This is a genomic window from Ilumatobacter sp. (assembly GCF_046290335.1).
GTDB lineage: Bacteria > Actinomycetota > Acidimicrobiia > Acidimicrobiales > Ilumatobacteraceae > Ilumatobacter_A.
The window spans coordinates 355,446-372,995 of sequence record NZ_JBKAGH010000001.1 but is presented as its reverse complement, the minus strand read 5'-3'; the positions used below and the strand labels follow the sequence as shown (position 1 = coordinate 372,995).

At 63.3% G+C, this 17,550-nt stretch carries 15 protein-coding genes; 12 read left to right on the top strand and 3 right to left on the bottom strand.

The window, feature by feature from the left end; translation table 11 throughout:
- Positions 1-5: 5 nt before the first annotated feature.
- The 12 genes from ACE37B_RS01625 to ACE37B_RS01570 are packed head-to-tail and all read left to right on the top strand — an operon-like array spanning position 6 to position 12,595.
- Positions 6-854, top strand: a complete 849-nt coding sequence (locus ACE37B_RS01625) for a MaoC/PaaZ C-terminal domain-containing protein (protein ID WP_409921540.1) — start codon at positions 6-8, stop codon at positions 852-854.
- Positions 848-2,353 carry an acetyl-CoA acetyltransferase gene (locus ACE37B_RS01620; protein WP_409922872.1) on the top strand — a complete coding sequence of 502 codons (1,506 nt, stop codon included), beginning with the start codon at positions 848-850 and terminating at the stop codon, positions 2,351-2,353. Before ACE37B_RS01625 ends, ACE37B_RS01620 begins: the two co-directional genes overlap by 7 nt.
- The gene (locus tag ACE37B_RS01615; protein WP_409921539.1) at positions 2,350-3,453 is read left to right on the top strand and encodes a zinc-dependent alcohol dehydrogenase; all 1,104 of its coding nucleotides are present in this window, start codon (positions 2,350-2,352) and stop codon (positions 3,451-3,453) included. Before ACE37B_RS01620 ends, ACE37B_RS01615 begins: the two co-directional genes overlap by 4 nt.
- Positions 3,454-3,503: 50 nt before the next feature.
- Positions 3,504-4,085 (top strand): carboxymuconolactone decarboxylase family protein, encoded by a 582-nt coding sequence (locus ACE37B_RS01610; protein ID WP_409921538.1) that lies wholly within the window; start codon positions 3,504-3,506, stop codon positions 4,083-4,085.
- A gap of 5 nt (positions 4,086-4,090) precedes the next feature.
- The gene (locus ACE37B_RS01605) at positions 4,091-5,698 is read left to right on the top strand and encodes an AMP-binding protein (RefSeq protein WP_409921537.1); all 1,608 of its coding nucleotides are present in this window, start codon (positions 4,091-4,093) and stop codon (positions 5,696-5,698) included.
- Entirely contained in the window at positions 5,698-6,891 is a 1,194-nt protein-coding gene (locus ACE37B_RS01600; protein ID WP_348510294.1) for a thiolase C-terminal domain-containing protein, read from the top strand. The genes ACE37B_RS01605 and ACE37B_RS01600 overlap by 1 nt, the downstream gene beginning before the upstream one ends.
- Positions 6,888-7,301: a Zn-ribbon domain-containing OB-fold protein gene (locus ACE37B_RS01595; protein ID WP_409921536.1), complete on the top strand. Its 414-nt coding sequence runs from the start codon at positions 6,888-6,890 to the stop codon at positions 7,299-7,301. Before ACE37B_RS01600 ends, ACE37B_RS01595 begins: the two co-directional genes overlap by 4 nt.
- Positions 7,302-7,317: 16 nt before the next feature.
- Positions 7,318-8,298, top strand: a complete 981-nt coding sequence (locus ACE37B_RS01590) for an NAD(P)H-dependent flavin oxidoreductase (RefSeq protein ID WP_409921535.1) — start codon at positions 7,318-7,320, stop codon at positions 8,296-8,298.
- 37 nt (positions 8,299-8,335) lie between these two features.
- Positions 8,336-9,598 carry an acyl-CoA dehydrogenase family protein gene (locus ACE37B_RS01585; RefSeq protein ID WP_409921534.1) on the top strand — a complete coding sequence of 421 codons (1,263 nt, stop codon included), beginning with the start codon at positions 8,336-8,338 and terminating at the stop codon, positions 9,596-9,598.
- 14 nt (positions 9,599-9,612) lie between these two features.
- The gene (locus ACE37B_RS01580) at positions 9,613-10,773 is read left to right on the top strand and encodes a CaiB/BaiF CoA transferase family protein (RefSeq protein ID WP_409921533.1); all 1,161 of its coding nucleotides are present in this window, start codon (positions 9,613-9,615) and stop codon (positions 10,771-10,773) included.
- 20 nt (positions 10,774-10,793) lie between these two features.
- The gene (locus ACE37B_RS01575) at positions 10,794-11,705 is read left to right on the top strand and encodes an LLM class flavin-dependent oxidoreductase (protein WP_409921532.1); all 912 of its coding nucleotides are present in this window, start codon (positions 10,794-10,796) and stop codon (positions 11,703-11,705) included.
- Positions 11,706-11,752: 47 nt separating this feature from the next.
- Entirely contained in the window at positions 11,753-12,595 is an 843-nt protein-coding gene (locus ACE37B_RS01570) for a DODA-type extradiol aromatic ring-opening family dioxygenase (RefSeq protein WP_409921531.1), read from the top strand.
- A gap of 96 nt (positions 12,596-12,691) precedes the next feature.
- Here the strand turns inward: ACE37B_RS01570 and ACE37B_RS01565 are convergent, their stop codons facing one another.
- From ACE37B_RS01565 to ACE37B_RS01555, 3 genes are all read right to left on the bottom strand, one after another.
- Positions 12,692-14,422: an N-acyl-D-amino-acid deacylase family protein gene (locus ACE37B_RS01565; RefSeq protein ID WP_409921530.1), complete on the bottom strand. Its 1,731-nt coding sequence runs from the start codon at positions 14,420-14,422 to the stop codon at positions 12,692-12,694.
- Between the two features lie 39 nt (positions 14,423-14,461).
- Complete coding sequence (locus ACE37B_RS01560; RefSeq protein ID WP_409922871.1) at positions 14,462-15,496, bottom strand: aromatic ring-hydroxylating oxygenase subunit alpha; 1,035 nt, start codon at positions 15,494-15,496, stop codon at positions 14,462-14,464.
- Positions 15,497-15,587: 91 nt separating this feature from the next.
- Complete coding sequence (locus ACE37B_RS01555) at positions 15,588-17,459, bottom strand: flavin-containing monooxygenase (protein WP_409921529.1); 1,872 nt, start codon at positions 17,457-17,459, stop codon at positions 15,588-15,590.
- Positions 17,460-17,550: the final 91 nt, after the last annotated feature.

The window sequence follows — 17,550 nt, the reverse complement described above, 5'->3', positions numbered from 1 at the left end:
ACTCGATGACCAAACTGCCGATCAACGGCGACCTCGTCGGCCTCTCAGTCGAACCAATCGCCCATTCGTGGACCGAACGCGACACGATGCTCTACGCGCTCGGCATCGGCTGCCGGCCGCCTGAGGATCTCGATTTCGTCTATGAGGGGCGAGGGCCGAAGGTCGTCCCGACATTCGCCGTTATTCCCGGGCTCCGGGCGATGGGGCACGCGATGCAACGCATCGACATAAACCTCGCCGCGTTGCTGCACGGCGAACAATCAGTCGTGACCCACCGGCCTTTACCGCCCAACGCGGACATCACCGTCGACGGCGAGATCGTGGCAGTGTGGGACAAGGGCAAGGCCGCCGTGATCGAGTTCGAGGGCCGAGGCTCCGACGCCGACGGCCCGCTCTTCACCGTTGGGGCGAGCCTTTTCGTCCTGGGCGGCGGCGGCTGGGGTGGCGAGCGCGGCCCGAGCGGTTCCTCGGCAACAAACGCCGCACCCGAACGCGATCCAGACATCGTCGTCGAACGTGAGACTCGACCAGAGCAGGCCGCGATCTATCGCCTTTCTGGCGATATGAACCCAATGCACATCGACCCTGAGTTCGCCGCCAAAGCGGGATTTCCAGGAACCTTCAACCATGGCCTGTGCACCTTCGGCACCATTGGTCACAGCGTGCTGGGCGCCTGGTGCGGCGGCGACGTCGACAGCTTCGAATCGATCGAAGGTCGGTTCGCCGATCAGGTGTGGCCAAGCGACACGATCCTCACCAAGATCTGGGACGAAGGCGATCACGCAATCGTCGAAGCCCGAACCCAACGCGACAACGTCGTTGTCTCGAACGGGCGCGCCACGAAGCGATCATGATCAACCCCCGAACTCCGGTGCTCGTCGCGGTTGGTGAACTCACCAACCGCTCCGACGCGATTGTCGACCCGATCGACCTCGCCGCTGAAGCGGTGCGGCTCGCGTTCGCTGATGCGGTCGCTCCGGTTGCTGACCGCATCGACACCGTTGCTAGTCCGGGAATTTTGTTGATGCGCCGCGACAATCCTGCGCACCGGATTGCTGAAGCTGTCGGACTCAGACCGGGCCGCCGGATCAGCTGTCCAGTCGGCGGGAACACGCCGCAATACCTGGTTGGCCAACTCGGCGCAGAGATCATGGCCAGGACTTGCGACGTGGCGTTGATCGTCGGAGCCGAGGCCGGCCAATCAGCGCGCCGGACCCGCCGCACGGGCGATCTTCCGCCGACCGATCCCATCGACGGGGTCGACACGGCATTGGGTGACGATCGGCCGGGGCTCAGCCCGGCCGAGAACGCCGCTGGACTGCACTTCCCCCATCAGGTGTATCCCCTCTTCGAGTCAGCAATGGCGGCCCGCGCCGGGCACACCCTCGACGAACATCGCGTCTGGCTCGGTCGTTTGATGGCGCCGTTCACCGCCGAGGCGGCGCGCCACCCCGACCAAGCGTGGTTTCCCGCTGAGCGCACGCCGAGCGAACTCTCCGACGTCACGCCCGAAAATCGACTCATCAATGAGCCCTATACGAAGCTGCTGAACAGCATCTTGACCGTCGACATGGCAGCCGCGTTCGTGCTCATGGCAGCCGAGGTTGCTGAAGAACTGGGCATCCCGCGTGACCGTTGGGTCTTCAGTTGGGCGACCGCGACATGTAACGACGTGTACTTCCCTGTGCAGCGACCGGACCTCGCGAGCTCCGCAGGCATCCGCGCAGCTGGCACCGCGGTGCTCGAAGCGTCCGGAATCGGCATCGACGACGTCCGTTGGTTTGATTTCTACTCATGCTTTCCCGCTGCGGTCGAAGCCGCGATCGACGCGTTCGAACTCGACCCGTTTGACGAGCGCGGTTTCACCGTCACTGGCGGGCTGCCGTATCACGGCGGGCCTGGCAACAACTACGTCAGCCATTCGATCGTCGAAATGGCACGCCGCTGCAGGGCCGAACCCGACGCGATTGGCATGATCTCCGGTCTCGGTTGGTACATCACCAAACACTCCCTCGGGATCTGGTCTGGCACTCCCCCACCAAACCGCTGGGTCGATTCTGACATGACCGAACAGCAAGCTGCGATCGACGCCACCGCGCTCGACGTCGTTGACGCGAGCGACGGCACGGGGACCGCGACGATCGACGCATACACCGTGATGCACGACCGAGAAGAAGGGCCAACGTCTGTGCCCGTGTTCGCCCGGACAGCGGACGGGCGACGCGTCGTTGCACGCAGCGACGACCGGGCAGTCGCCCGGGCAATGTCGGGCGGAATGTTCGTCGGACAGACCATTGACCTGAAACCCGCCGACGATCACGCACGATTCGAGACGGAGTTCGAACTGAAATGACCATTTCGGCCGAAGCGCTCGTCCTCACCGGACCAAACACTCTCGAACGCCGATCCTTCGACGTGCCCGACATCACTAACGACACGGCTCGCCTGCGCATCGAAGCCTGCGGACTCTGCGGCACCGATCACGAACAGTACAGCGGACACATCTCGGCACCGTTCTCATTCATCCCCGGACACGAGATCATCGGAGTCATCGACGAGATCGGCCCCGACGCTGCCGCCCAGTGGGGCGTCGAAGCCGGAGACCGGGTCGCAGTCGAAGTGTTCCGCTCCTGCCGACAGTGTGAACAATGCGCGTCCGGCAACTACCGGCGTTGCATCCGCAACGGCCTCGCGACAATGTTCGGCTTCGTCGACGCTGCGATCGAACCCAGCCTCTGGGGCGGCTACGCAACCCACCTTCATCTGCCCGCGGACTCGATGTTGCTACCAATCCCCGACCAACTCGATCCGGTGTTGGCAACCGTGTTCAATCCGCTCGGAGCCGGCATTCGATGGGGAGCAACAATTCCCAACACCAAGTCCGGTGACGTCGTGGCAATACTCGGTCCCGGCATTCGCGGACTGTGCGCAGCCGTCGCAGCCAAAGAAGCAGGAGCCGAGTTCGTCGCGATGACCGGTCTCGGGCCGCGCGACGCTGATCGGCTGGAAATGGCCAAGCGCTTCGGTGTCGACCTGACGATCGACGTCGCGGTCGACGACCCAGCCGTTGCGTTGAAGCGCTCTACTGGCGGCCTCGCCGACGTCGTCGTGGACGTCACCGCAAAAGCGCCAGCAGCATTTGCGCAAGCTGTTTCGCTCGCTCGCCCTGGCGGGACGGTCGTCGTCGCCGGGACCCGGGGCGGAGGAGGAACGCCCGGGTTCGACCCCGACCACGTCGTGTACAAGGAACTCACGATCAAGGGATCGCTCGGTGTCGACTTCCACGCCTACCAAGCCGCAATCGATCTACTCGTTGCTGAGCGTTGGCCATTCGCCGAGCTCACACGTCAAGTCGCTGGCTTTGACGACCTTCCCGCGCTGCTCGACGTCCTCTCTGGCGTCGACCAAGACGCCATCCCGCCGCTGCATGGAGTGTTCTCACCGCAGGGCTGAACAACGCGTATCGACAACGACAACAACACCGACAAGAGGAGTTACTCAACATGGTTGCAGGATCGCGGATACCGATGCTCGACATCGCCGAAGCGAAGAAACGCGCCGCGGAGAACGGCATCCCAGAAAACATGGCCGAGCTGTCGGTCTTCCGAATTGCACTTCACCAACCTGGTGTGGCCTCGGGTCTCAACACCATGCTGCAAGAACTCCTGTGGAAAGGACAACTTGACGCCCGTCTCCGCGAGTTGATCATCATGCGCATCGGATGGGCGACCGACGCTGTTTATGAATGGACACAGCACTGGCGCGTTGCCCGCATGCTCGACATCCCGGAACGAGACCTCCTCGCGGTTCGGGACTGGCGAAGCGACGATCACTTCGGAGACACCGAACGAGCGGTCCTCGCGGCGACCGACGACACACTCGAATTCGGGACGATCGCTGATGAGACCTGGACCGCGTGTCGCGCAGCGTTCGACGACGACGCAATTCTCGTGGAGATGGTCGCGGCGATTGGAAACTGGCGCCTGTTCTCGGCGCTCCTCAAGTCGCTCGACGTGCCACTCGAAGACGGCGTCGACCCATGGCCGCCGGCCGGAGAACCACCACCTGCTGATTCGAGAGGCTGAGCATCATGGCCGAACAGGGTTGGACACTCACCGAGATCTGGGAAGCCGCAGCAACCCAAATCCCTAATGCGGCATTCGCCAAGCAGGGCGACCGCACTGTGACCTGGTCCGACGCGAACCGGCGCGCCGAGGGGCTCGCCACGTCGCTCCTCAACAGCGGGGCCGAACACCAGGACAAAGTCGCCCAGTACATGTACAACTGCCCGGAGTTCCTCGAGACCTTCTTTGCATGCTTCAAGGCGTCGCTCGTCCCGGTCAACACCAACTACCGGTACGAAGCGGACGAACTCGTCTACCTGTGGGACAACGCCGACGCTGTCGCCGTCGTCTTCCACGGCACGTTCGTGGACACCATCGAGGCAATCCGCGATCGCGTTCCACGTATCCGGACCTGGATCTGGGTCGACGACGGATCCGGCCCGTGTCCCGATTGGGCAGTCCCCTACGAAGTTGCCGTCCTCACAGCGGGGGAACCCGTGATCGGCCGTGTCGAACGCAGCGGTGACGATCTGTACATGTTGTACACCGGCGGCACCACCGGGATGCCCAAAGGTGTGATGTGGCGCCAGGACGACCTCGTCATCGTGTTGAGCGCAGGCCTCGGCCTGACCGTGCCCGAAGAGTACGACGCCGAGTTCCTCGACGGCATCTTCGTCGAACCCGGCCCAATCGGTCTGCCGGCATGCCCCTTGATGCACGGCACCGGGGCGCTGACGTCATTCGGTACGTTGACATCGGGTGGCTGCATTGTCTGTCTTGAGTCGCGCCATTTCGACGCAGCTGAACTGCTCGACACGATCGACCGCGAGAAGGTCAACGCGATCGCGATCGTCGGCGATGCGTTCGCCAAACCGATCCTCGCCAACCTTGACAGCGAACCGGCACGATGGGCACTTGAATCGGTCGCGGTGTTTACGTCGTCGGGCGTGATGTGGAGCGAAGAGACCAAACAGGGCATGCTCCTCCATCAGCCCAACATGCTGCTGGCCGACGCATTCTCGTCCTCCGAAGCGCTCGGAATGGGCCAGTCGGTCTCCGGTGGTGGCGCTGCTGCAAAAACAGCACGATTCCAGGCCGGAGCGAACACGATCGTCGTCGATGACCTCGGAGATCGCATCCCACCGGGGTCCGAGTCGGTCGGTCGGCTCGCCGTGGGTGGCCGCCAACCAATCGGCTACTACAAGGACCCCGACAAGACGGCCCGCACCTTTCTGATCGTCGACGGCAAACGCTATTCATGTCCTGGCGACTATGCGACCATCGACGCCGACGGCACGGTGAGCGTGCTCGGACGCGGCTCGGTGTGCATCAATAGTGGTGGCGAGAAGATCTTCCCCGAAGAAGTCGAAGAGGCGCTGAAGACTCACCCTGATGTGGCTGATGCCGTGGTTGTGGGCGTTCCGCACGACCGTTTCGGCGAGATGGTCGTCGGTGTCGTGCAACCGAAAGATGGTTCCACTCCCGACCCGCAGGAGCTGATCGGGCACGTACGTGAACGCCTTGCCGCTTACAAGGCGCCGCGACACATCGTTGAAGTCGACACGATCGGCCGAGCCGCCAATGGGAAAGTCGACTACAAGCGGCTGCGCGAAGATGCGATAGGAGCCAGTTGATGGGTGGCCGTGAAATGAGCGACGGCATCTGGGGGACGACCGCCATCGTGGGGATCGGTGAAACGGACTATGTCCGAGGTAGCGACCGCCACGTCTGCGATCTTATTCTCGACGCTGCGATGGAGGCCATTACCGACGCTGGTCTGACGCCCGCTGACATCAACGGCATCATTCCACCACCGGGGTACATGAGCACCGAGGAGATCGCCGCGCACCTTGGGGTGCCCGACGTTGCGTACCACGTGTCGGTGCTGATGGGCGGTGCGTCGCCAACGGCATCGTTGCAGACAGCGTCGATGGCAATCGCGTGTGGTCTTGCTGACAACGTGCTCGTGTGCATGGGATGGAACGGGTACTCGGCGCTGAGCCCAAAGCCCGACGCTCGCCCTACCAAACGCACCATGAATCTCGGCCCGATGGGCGAAACGGTCCGGAACCATTACGCACCGTATGGACTGATGTCGGCCGCGCAGCACTACAGCTTGTATTTGAGGCATTACGTCGAGAAGTACAACGTGTCCGAAGATGCCGCCGCAGCGGTCGCGATGGCATGCCGCAAACATGCCCAACTCAACTCGAAGGCACTGATGCGAGGCAAGCCGCTGACGCGTGAGGACTACAACGCCTCGCCGTACATCGCCGAGCCGCTTCGTAAGTTCGACTGCTGTGTCGAGACCGATTGCGCAACCGCCGTGGTCGTCACGAGCCTGGAGCGTGCACGAGATCTCCCGCACCCCGCTGTCGTCTATCTCGCGGGCGCCGAAGGTCACCCCGAGCCCGCCGATGAAATCGCCAACCGCCCAAATCTGCTCGAACTCGGCATTCATCGCGCCGCTCCACGCGCCTTCGAACGCGCAGGCGTGCAGCCACGAGACATCGACGTGCTCGAGATCTACGACTGCTTCACCTATGTCGTGCTATTGCAACTTGAGGCGCTCGGCTACGCCGAGCCTGGCGGTGCCGCGGAGTTCGTGGCGAACGGCAACATCGAGCTGGGCGGCAAGTTCCCGATGAACACCCACGGCGGTCTGCTCTCCCAAGGCCACTGTTGGGGCCTCAACCATGTCGTCGAAGCAACCCGCCAAATTCGCGGCACCTCAGATGCACAGGTCGACGGCGCAGAACTGGCGCTCGTGACCGGGTATGGCGACCTGGGTGACGGCAGCGTCGCAATCCTTGCGAGCGACCGATGAGAACCTATCTTCCGAAGCCCGAGTGGATCACTCTCGACTGGCATCACGCGTGCATCGCCGCCGAGGTGTTGTGTGTCCAGCAATGCGCAACCTGCAGTGTGTGGCGTCACCCACCACGAAAGTTCTGCGCAAGCTGCTTCTCCGACGATGTCAACTTCCAACCGGTGTCCGGCAATGGAACGGTGCTGTCCAAAGCAGTGAGCCACCGCAGTCTCGACCCTGGCTGGCAGGAACAAACGCCCTACGCCACGCTGCTCATCGAACTCGACGAGGGCCCACGTGTCCTCGCTGCCACCTCGACGGCACCCGACGAGATCAACACCGGTCAGCACGTCACAGTCAGGGTCGTTCCGCACGGCCACGACTTCGTCCTCGTCTGGGCCGACACCGTCACCACAACCGCGACCTGAAGACTGGACCCACAGCATGATCACAACTCGACTCACCGAGATACTCCAGTGCGATCATCCCGTGATGCTCGCCGGAATGGGCGGTGTTTCCTATGCCGATCTGGTCGTCGCCGTCAGCGAAGCCGGAGGGTTCGGGACAATGGGGGCGGCTCCAATGAGCCTCGACCGGATGATCGCCGAGATCGCCGAGGTCAAGGCGCGCACAATCAACCCATTCGGGGTTGATCTGCTGACCGCTCTGCCGGACCAGATGGAAGCGCAGGTCGACGCGATCATCGCGGGCGGAGCGTCGCTGTTCGTTGCTGGCCTCGGTGTTCCGCGCGAGGTTCTCGATCAATGTCATCGCCACGGCGTACTCGTTGCGAACATGTGCGGCAAGGTTCGCCACGCCGTCGCTGCCGTCGAGGCCGGATGCGACATCGTCATCGCCCAAGGCACCGAGGCCGGAGGCCACACGGGCACAGTCGCCACGATGCCGCTGGTGCCGCAGATCGTTGATGCCGTCGGTGATCGCGTGCCGGTCGTCGCAGCGGGCGGCATCTTCGATGGGCGCGGTCTTGCAGCAGCGCTCGCACTCGGCGCCGACGGCGTGTGGATCGGAACTCGGTTCATCGCTACCCCGGAAGCCCACGTCGTCAGTGGCTACCGAGACGCGCTGGTCGATGGGCGCGACGACGACACCGTCATCACACGGGCCTATACGGGTAAAACATTGCGAGCGGTCCGCAACGAATACACCCAGCACTATGAAGATCACCCGGACGAACTGCGCCCCTTCCCTCGGCAGATCGCGCGATCGATCAGTGACGGCGCCATGCATCTCGGAGCGCGACCTGACAGCGCAGGAATCGATCAGGACAAGGAGTGCTTCGCCGCCGGTCAAGGGCTCGGCGGAATCGACGAGATCATTCCCGCCAGTGATGTCGTGCGTCAGTTCATCGAAGACGCCGAACGCGAACTCGCACGCCTGGGTGCCCTCACGACGGCACGAAGCTGACAACACACCATCTCGAAACAAGCATTCGGAGGATCTCATGACCGACACAGCAGCACTCACCGACACGACGACCGCCTCAGAGTTCAACGTCGAAATCTGGCTCGACGAGAACTGGAATCCGGATATCCAGGTCGGCGAATGGTGGGCACTCCTCGCCAGCGCAGCGCTCGCCCAACCGACCTTGCCACCGCCCCACGGGCGCGGGTGGTCACGTGCACGCGCCAGTGATCTCGCCCAAGCAATGGTCGCGAGAGGCGCACTCGGACCCCCAGCTGGAATCGGCATGATGCTGGCTGCCCCAACGTTGCTCGCTCACGGTTCGCCGGAACTGATCGGGCAGTACGTGCCGCAAATTCTCAACGGTCAACACGGCTGGTGCCAACTCTTCTCCGAGCCCGGTGCCGGCTCCGATCTCGCCGGACTGCAAACACGCGCCGAGCGTGACGGAGACGAGTGGATCATCTCCGGGCAGAAGGTGTGGACGTCGATGGGCCAGTGGGCCGACTATGGCATCCTCATTGCCCGCACCGACCCTGATGCCCCTAAACATCGCGGCATCACCTACTTCGCGTTCCCGATGAGACAGGACGGCGTCGAAGTGCGGCCCTTGCGCGAGATGACCGGGCGCGCTCTGTTCAATGAGGTATTCATCGACGAGGCCCGAGTCCCCCATGATCATGTCATTGGCGACGTGGGCGACGGTTGGCGCGTTGCCAACACCACGTTGATGTTCGAACGCAACAGCATCGGTGGCGAGAACGTCGCCGCGCCGAGTGCAGCGCTGGCCGGCACGATTGCAGGGCACCTGAAGCGGCCGGCCGGATCATTCGGCGGCCAGACCCCGGCGCTCGGCGGCGGCATGGTGGGCCCAGGCCGAGTGAAGCAGCTGATCCAGTTCGCTCGCGACACCGGCAGCATCGATGACCCGACGATTCGCCAAGATCTGATCCGCCTGCACACGTTGTTGCAGATCACGGGGTGGCATGTCAGCCGAATGAAGTCCGGCAGCGCCGCAACCGGAAGTGAGGGCAACCTGATGAAGCTGCGCAACAGCGACATCACGCGCCTCGCTCGCGAGGTCGGTTGCCGGATTCTGGGCGCGGGTGCCATGTTGACCGGCCCAGACAGCCCCACCGGTGGAGCGATTCAGGAGCTCACCGTGTTCTCACCTGCCCCGGCCATCTACGGCGGTAGCGACCAAGTACAGCGCAACATCATTGGCGAACGCGGCCTCGGCCTGCCCAAAGAACCGGGACCAGATCGCAACACGCCGTTCAGTGAACTACCGAAGAACGGCTGAGCGGAGCAATCGTCATGGGGCCGTTGGAAGGTTGCACGATCATTGAACTGGGCGGTATCGGTCCGGCCCCGTTCGCCGGCATGTTGCTGGCCGACATGGGCGCCGACGTTATTCGCGTCGACCGGACCAGCACTGGCCATGATCTCGGGATAGCGGTCCCTCGTCAATACAGCGTGCTGCTGCGCAGCCGGCGCACGATCCGGATCAACCTGAAGGATCCCCGCGGCGCAGGCGTTTTGTTGCGTCTCGTCGAGGGCGCTGACGCGCTCATCGAGGGCTTTCGTCCGGGTGTCGCGGAACGGCTCGGTGTCGGGCCCGAGGAGTGCCTCGCGAGAAACGAGCGGCTGGTATTCGGCCGGATGACCGGCTGGGGCCAGGACGGTCCGCTCGCTCACGCAGCAGGACACGACATCAACTACATCGCACTCAGCGGCGCCCTCCATGCAATCGGCCCTCCCGGAGGTGCACCAACAGTTCCGCTCAACCTCGTCGGAGACTTCGGCGGTGGCGGCGCCTACTTGGCAATTGGTGTGCTCGCGGCGATGTTGTCCGCACGCGCGACCGGTCGGGGGCAGGTCATCGACGCAGCGATGACCGACGGGTCGGCTTCGCTGATGAGTGCGATCTATGGCATGCACGGCTCGGGGTTGGTCAATGACGAGCGTGGCAGCAACATCATCGACGGTGGTGCGTTCTTCTACGGGACGTACGAGACTGCCGACGGTGGTTGGGTTTCGATCGGTTCGATCGAACGACGGTTCTACGACGAACTGATCACCACGCTTGAACTGGACCCTTCAGACTTCCCGGATCGCGATGATCGGACGCGGTGGCCGGAGTATCGCGAACGTGTCAGCCACGTGTTCATGACCAAAACGCGTGATGAGTGGACGGCGCTGATGCAAGGCACGGACATCTGTTTCGCACCGGTCCTGAGCTTGGCCGAGGCCCCTCACCATCCTCACAATCAGGCCCGCAGCACGTTCGTTGATGTCGACGGCGTCATCCAGCCAGCGCCTGCACCACGCTTCAGCGCGACACCGACAAGCATCCCCGGCGCACCGACTGCGTCAGGTACCCATACCGATGAGATCATGCGCTCGTCCGGCTATGACGACGGCGAGATCGCCGAACTCCAACAAGCCGGGATCATCGGCGGGGCCGGTCGGGCATGAGCACTGAGACGGTGGCCTCCGTGAAGGTCGGTACCAGCTTGCCGACGCTGCCCGCAGACGATCCCCTCGGGGCCTGGACGGCCGCGTTGCGGGCGCGCGCCGACGCCAAGCTCGATCACGTGATGGTCGGCGATCACGTCAGTTTCCATGTTGGCTTCGGAATGGATGGGCTGACATCTGCGGCAATGGTGCTCGCCGCCGAGCCCAGGTTGTCGGTCGAGATCGGTATCTATCTCCTCGCGCTCCGTCACCCCGTGCCGACAGCACGGCAGTTGGCAACCATCTCGGAGTTGGCGCCCGGACGCCTGACGGTCGGGGTGGGCGTCGGCGGAGAGGATCGGCACGAGATCGAGATCTGCGAGATCGATCCTGTGACGCGAGGCGCGCGTCTCGACGAGTGCATGCGCGTGGTCCGGGAGTTGTCCACCGGCGAGAAAGTCACGTTCCACGGCACGCACATCAACGTGACCGACGCCCAGATCCTGCCAGCAATTCAGCCGGCGATCCCGCTGATCGTCGGCGGGCGCTCCGCCGCAGCGGTCCGCCGCGCCGGGGTTCTCGGTGATGGATGGATCGGGATCTGGACCTCACCGAGCCGCTTCGCCCGGGTCGTCGACGAAACAGCCGAAATCGCAGCTGAATCCGGTCGCGGCGACGTTTCCTGGAAGCACGCGATGCAGGTCTGGTGCGCGTTCGGCGAGCCCGACGTCGCCCGTGATCGACTCGCCCGGTCCATGGAAAAGCTGTATCGGGTCCCGTTCGAGAAGTTCGAGCCGTACAGCCCGTCAGGATCACCCGCCGACGTCGCCGAGTTCCTCTGGCCATACGTCGATGCAGGCTGTCGATCATTCAACCTGCTCACGGTCGGGCCCGACGCGGCATCCGTCGACGGCGCTGCCGAGGTTCGGTCTCTGCTGAATACGTGTCGGTAACGTTGGAACGCCTCCGCTGGTGATCCCTGGACTCGTAAGGTGGACGAATGAGCTCTTCTGCTGGTGACCGCCTGCCCGCAGTGTTCATACCCCACGGCGGTGGGCCGTGCTTCTTCATGGACTGGACCATGGGACCCGCCGACACGTGGGACAAGATGGCGGAGTTTCTGCGATCGTTCGACGACGTCGTTGGCACTCGCCCCGCGGCGATACTGGTGATCTCTGGGCACCACGAGGGCGACACCGTCGAGATCATGTCGTCGCCGGCCCCACCGATGCTGTTCGACTACGGCGGGTTCCCGCCCCACACCTACGAGCTCACCTACCCGGCTCCGGGCTCGCCTGAACTCGCAGAGCGGGTAGCCGATCTACTCGACGACTCGGCGATAGCACACCGCTTCGACCCGCAACGAGGATTCGATCACGGCGTGTTCGTCCCGTTCCTGTTGATGTACCCACACGCCGACATCCCGGTCGTGCAAATGTCGCTCCAGTCAGATCTCGACCCGGAGTTCCACCTCAGGTTGGGCCGAACTCTCGCACCCCTGCGCGACGAGGGAGTTCTCATCATCGGCACCGGGATGAGCTATCACAACATGGGCCGTTTCGGGACCGAGCAATCCAGACGAGACTCCGTGGTCTTCGACGAATGGCTCACCCGAGCCTGCACAGCCGACCCAGCTCAGCGCCACCAATCGCTCACGCAGTGGGCTGATGCACCCGCAGCTCGAGCTTCGCACCCTCGAGAAGAACACCTGCTGCCGCTGATGGTCGTCGCTGGCGCAGCAGGCAACGACGCCGGACGCCGAGTCTTCACCGACGAAGTCATGGGTGCCCACGTCTCGGCCTACGCGTTCGGTGAGCGCGCTTCGGTGAACATCGAAGCCTGACGGTGGCCTCAGCGACTCGCTGAAGAGTTCCCGGCCAGATGGAACCCAGCGGACCCCGTGGGACATGACACGGCCTGCGATGGCGATCAGCTCAGATCAACTCGGAATCGACCGTGCGCCTCGCACCAATCGACCGGGGAACTCGCCAGTCGATTGGCCCGATTCGTAAATCGGGACGCCGGACACGATGGTGTGCAGATAGCCGTCTGCGCGTTGAAGAAGTCGCCGGCCTCCCGCAGGGAGATCGAAGTGCATTTCCGGGCTGGCGATCGACAGTCGTTCGAAATCGATCACGTTGACGTCGGCTTTGTAGCCAGGTGCCAGGACGCCTCGATCCCGCAAGCCGAGCGCCCACGCAGTGTCGCGGCACTGCGCTTGCACGACGAATGGCACCGTCAGTTGTTCGCCGTCGCGGTCGCGGCACCAGTGGGTGAGCAGTGTCGTGGGAAACGAGCCGTCGCTGATCGTGCCGACGTGTGCTCCACCATCACTCAGTCCCGGAACTGTTCGAGGGTGCAGCAGCATCTCGCGCACCGCGTCGAGGCGACCGTCGACGTAGTTGAGCGCAGGAATGTACAGAAAGAGTCGACCGACATCACGCAGGAGCAGGTCGTACACGTACTCCAGTGGTTCACGGCCGGCCCGACCGGCCTGTGCGGCAACGTTGGTGCTCGGGTCGGGTTCGTAGTCGGGCGGGTCACCGAGCACGAACATGTTCTCGAAGATCCGAACGATCCCACCTCCGACTTTCGACTTGTCGCGTTGGCCTTCGTCGGCGGCAAGCAAGCGCTCCTTGAACGCTGGATCACCCATGACAGCGACTCGAGCAGCCACGTCGAGGTCGGCGACTTCCATGTAGACCGGGTTGGCCATGAACGGGTTGAGTGTTCCCTGTAGCCCGAGCAGCAAGCCGATGCCGCGTGTGGCGACCTGGCCCCGGATTTCGAGACCATCGGCATGTGCTTCATCGAGCAGATTCAACATGCCGCGATAGCCATCGGGGTCACGCGGCGATTGGACCAAGGTGAACGACGCCGGCCGGAGCGACGCCTCGACCATCGCGCGGAGATTGCCGAACTCGTCGCTGACGTCGATGAAGTCGGAGACGAGTTGGAGCACTCCGGTACCGGCCCGGCCAACACCGCGCGCGATCCCCACCAGTTCCTCTCGCGCCGCTTTCAGCGTTGGGGTCGGATCGCCACGGCTCGTGCGATGGTTCAACGTGCGCGACGTCGTGAAGCCGAGCGCACCTGCTTCGATGGCCTCTTTGGCGAGGTCGGCCATCTCCTCGATTTCTTGCGGTGTCGCCTTGTCGCCGTCGGCTCCGCGGGCGCCCATCACGAAGAGCCGCAGCGCTCCGTGGGGCACCTGCGCCGCAACGTCGATGTCGTGGGGAATCGAATCGACAGCGTCGAGGTATTCCCCGAACGTGGACCAGTTCCAAGCGAGACCTTCGTGCAACGCTGCGCCGGGGATGTCTTCGACACCTTCCATCAACTCGATGAGCCGTTGATGATCTCGATTGTGCACGGGAGCGAAACCAACGCCACAGTTGCCCATCACGACCGTGGTGACGCCGTGGACCGATGATGGTGCGAGTTGTTGGTCCCATGTGGCTTGACCGTCGTAGTGGGTGTGAACGTCGACCCAACCCGGCGTGACTAGGGAACCGTCGGCATCGATTTCTCGCCGACCGGTCTGCTCGACGTGTCCGACAGTGACAATCGTGTCGCCGACGATCGCCACGTCGGCCTCGCGTTCGGGGCCGCCGTTGCCGTCGACGACGATGCCTCCTCGGATCACGAGATCCGGCTGTGGTCCTGTCATTTGAGTCCCCTTCGTGTTCGAGATTTGTCCGGCGCCGCGCTACTCGAGAAGAGAGTTGAGCGATCGGTGAAAGTGTTGTAGCGCCGGCTCGTTGCGTCCGAACACGACGTGATCTTGGGCTCTCGTGTGGTAGCCGCGCTGGATACCTGCCGCTGTCGCGAAGTCTTCGGTGTCGGTGACGCTGACGAGTAGCTCGAAATTCTTAGCCCAGTACCTCTCGGTTCGTTCCGACTTCGGCGGGGTATAGAGCGACACGCTGAGGTGGGCCTCGTCGGCGGTGGCCCCTGGCCGACTCTGGTAGAGCTGCACGTGGTCCTGCTGATGGATCAGCACGGTGTTCGGCACGAGGAACCAGAGGATCGTCGCGTGTGGCAGCAACTCATCGGCGGTGCCATCGGCCGGGTCGAGTTGATCGATCGACTTGCGTGTCGAGATCATCCGCCCGTGTAGCCCGGTCGCGTCGAACACCGAGAAGTCGTCGTGAATCATCGGCGCCAAGGTGTTTCTGTGCAGCGTCGACAGGTGGTAGGCCTCACAGAAGGTGTCGACGGCGAGTTTCCAATTGATCGGTCGAGTGAACGTGGTCGAATCGAACAGTCGATACCCGGCAAGGTCGAATGGGGCGAGTTCGGCTTCGGCACCTTGCAGCGGATCCGGTGGGATCTCGACATTGGGATCTCCAGCGACCCAGATGATGCCGTGTTGCTCGAAGACGGGGAGTGAGGTCAACGACTCGCTCGGTGCTCCGTCGAAGTATTCGTCGCGGCGCCGAGCCGCCAACGTTCCGTCGAGGTGATATGTCCAGCCGTGATATGGGCAGGCCAGACGAGCAGCTTCGCCGCAACCAGAGGTGATCTCCGAACCTCGGTGGCGACAGACATTGAACATGGCCGAGACGTGCCCGTCGCTGTTGCGCGTGACAATCACAGAGGCGCCGCCGACGTCCACTGTCGCGTACGACCGATTGGTCGGCAACAGCCCGGACAGACCGACAACGGTCGGTGCGCTGCTGAGTAGTCGGCGTTCCGCAGCAAGCCGGTCCGGGTCGGTATAGGTCGCTGTTGGCAGCGCCATTGTCGCCTCGGCCTCGTCAGTCGCCCTGCCGGCACGGCGGTGGGCGTTGACCCGTGCGAGAAGTTCGCGTTGTCGTTCGGGGCGCATCGGTTCAGCTTGCTACGACGTCGGGTTCGGCTGCAGCCTTGGACTCGAGTGCGGTGACGATGAAGTCGTCGAAGTCGGGTTCACGGGTCATCAGCCAGTAGTCGACGAGACGGAATGGCATCGGCGAGCGGACTTTGCCGAACTGGTTGCGGTAGTAGGTGCGCGTGCCCTCGTGGGTCCAGATCAGTTGCTCGTGCATCTCGTCGATTCGTTCGGTGTAGGCGCGGCGTACTTCAGGTCGCACTTCGACAGTTTCAACGCCCTCGTCTGCCATGTTGACGATGCATTTGGTGATGTAGTGCGTTTGTGTTTCGGCCAACCAGATGCCGCTCCCGCCATGACCCATGTTGGTGTTGGGGCCGTACATGACGAAGAAGTTCGGAAACTCCGGCACGGTGATGCCCAGGTGTGCGGTCGGGTTTTCGTGGGCCCAGTCATCGGCCAGTCGGCGCCCGTTGCGCCCTGTGACGTTGAGCCGTGCGGCCAGATTTGTCACCGTGAAGCCGGTGGCCATGATCATCACGTCGAGTTCGTGTGTAACCCCGTCGGCAGTGACACAACCAGTTGGCGTGAAGTGATCGATGCCATCGGTGACCAGTTCGACGTGCGGTTCGCACAGCGTGTCGAACCAACCGTTGTCGATCAGGATCCGCTTGCCGAACGGCGGGTACGTCGGGGTGCATTTGTCGATCAGGTCGGGGCGGTCGCTGAGCTTTTCGGCGATGTAGTCGGCCATCTCCACACGGTGGCGTTCGTTGATCCGGTTCAGTGATCGATCAGGATGCTCCCAGCTCGGATCCTTCTTCAAGAACCGCAAGAGGCCGTCGCCGTATCGCCAGAACTGGGCGAACCGATACCAGCGGTCGTAGTACGGCACGTTGTCGAACAGCCATTGCGACTCGGTGGCAACCGGGAGGTTGTACTCCGGTATCGGACGGGCCCATTGGGGCGTCCGTTGAAAGATCGTGAGCGAGTCGACCTCGCCCGCGATGGTGGGCACGACTTGCATCGAGGAGGCGCCGGTACCGACGATGCCGACTCGTTTGCCGGCGAGGTTCGCGTTATCTGGCCATCGAGCGGTGTGGAAGATCTCGCCTGCGAACTCACTCTGGCCAGGGAACTCGGCAACGGTTGGTTGGTTGAAGTGACCTGACGCCGACACGAAAACGGCCGCCGATTCAGCCCGTTCGATTCCGTCGGGTCCACGAACGGTGACATTCCATCGGCTCGAGTCTGGGTCCCACGATGCGTCGGTGACCGCTGTGTCGAATTCGATGCGATCCCGAATCCCGAACGCCGTCGCGCAGTCCTCGACGTACGTTTGCAGCTCATCTCGCGGTGAAAAGAAGTGTTTCCACTCCGAGTTCGGGGCGAACGAGTACGAGTAGAAGTGATTCGGTGTGTCGACACCACAGCCGGGATACCGATTCTCGAACCAGGTACCGCCGACCTCGGCGTTCTTTTCGAACACGCGGTACCCGATCCCAAGTCGACGAAGCTTCGCGGCGAGGCACACTCCCGACACTCCCGCGCCGACGATGATCACGTCGTGCTGATTCTCCGACGCGTCACCGTCGGGCCAGTCGACGTCGTTGGGTTCGAACCCCATGTCTTGGCGAATGAGGGCGATGTATTCGGCGGGTACCTGCTCGCCGAGGAAGATAGAGATCAATTCGCCGAATCCGTCAGCGCCCGGGTCATCGACTGCCGGCGTGCGTCGTTCGAGGCTCAACCAGTCCTCGGCAGCCTGACGAATCTCGGCAGACACCGCCTCGTCGAAGCCCGCGTCGGGGTCCGCGATCAGACGAACATCGCGCATGGGCCGATACGGCGGCTCGAGCCACTTTCGGTCGCCGGTCATGTGAAAGAGACACATGACCAGCACCCTGAGGTCAGCCTCGGCGAGCGAGGCTGCGATACCGGTTTCAGTCATGTCGGCCGCCGAGGTCAGGACGTGGTGCGGTCGT

Excerpts from the sequence above, each read along its gene's own strand:
- ACE37B_RS01580 (WP_409921533.1), top strand. The coding sequence starts at position 9,613 with ATGGGGCCGTTGGAAGGTTGCACGATCATTGAACTGGGCGGTATCGGT.
- ACE37B_RS01555 (WP_409921529.1), bottom strand. The coding sequence starts at position 17,459 with ATGTGTCTCTTTCACATGACCGGCGACCGAAAGTGGCTCGAGCCGCCG.
- ACE37B_RS01560 (WP_409922871.1), bottom strand. The coding sequence starts at position 15,496 with ATGGCGCTGCCAACAGCGACCTATACCGACCCGGACCGGCTTGCTGCG.
- ACE37B_RS01625 (WP_409921540.1), top strand. The coding sequence starts at position 6 with ATGACCAAACTGCCGATCAACGGCGACCTCGTCGGCCTCTCAGTCGAA.
- ACE37B_RS01585 (WP_409921534.1), top strand. The coding sequence starts at position 8,336 with ATGACCGACACAGCAGCACTCACCGACACGACGACCGCCTCAGAGTTC.
- ACE37B_RS01570 (WP_409921531.1), top strand. The coding sequence starts at position 11,753 with ATGAGCTCTTCTGCTGGTGACCGCCTGCCCGCAGTGTTCATACCCCAC.
- ACE37B_RS01610 (WP_409921538.1), top strand. The coding sequence starts at position 3,504 with ATGGTTGCAGGATCGCGGATACCGATGCTCGACATCGCCGAAGCGAAG.
- ACE37B_RS01565 (WP_409921530.1), bottom strand. The coding sequence starts at position 14,422 with ATGACAGGACCACAGCCGGATCTCGTGATCCGAGGAGGCATCGTCGTC.
- ACE37B_RS01600 (WP_348510294.1), top strand. The coding sequence starts at position 5,698 with ATGGGTGGCCGTGAAATGAGCGACGGCATCTGGGGGACGACCGCCATC.
- ACE37B_RS01615 (WP_409921539.1), top strand. The coding sequence starts at position 2,350 with ATGACCATTTCGGCCGAAGCGCTCGTCCTCACCGGACCAAACACTCTC.
- ACE37B_RS01590 (WP_409921535.1), top strand. The coding sequence starts at position 7,318 with ATGATCACAACTCGACTCACCGAGATACTCCAGTGCGATCATCCCGTG.
- ACE37B_RS01595 (WP_409921536.1), top strand. The coding sequence starts at position 6,888 with ATGAGAACCTATCTTCCGAAGCCCGAGTGGATCACTCTCGACTGGCAT.
- ACE37B_RS01605 (WP_409921537.1), top strand. The coding sequence starts at position 4,091 with ATGGCCGAACAGGGTTGGACACTCACCGAGATCTGGGAAGCCGCAGCA.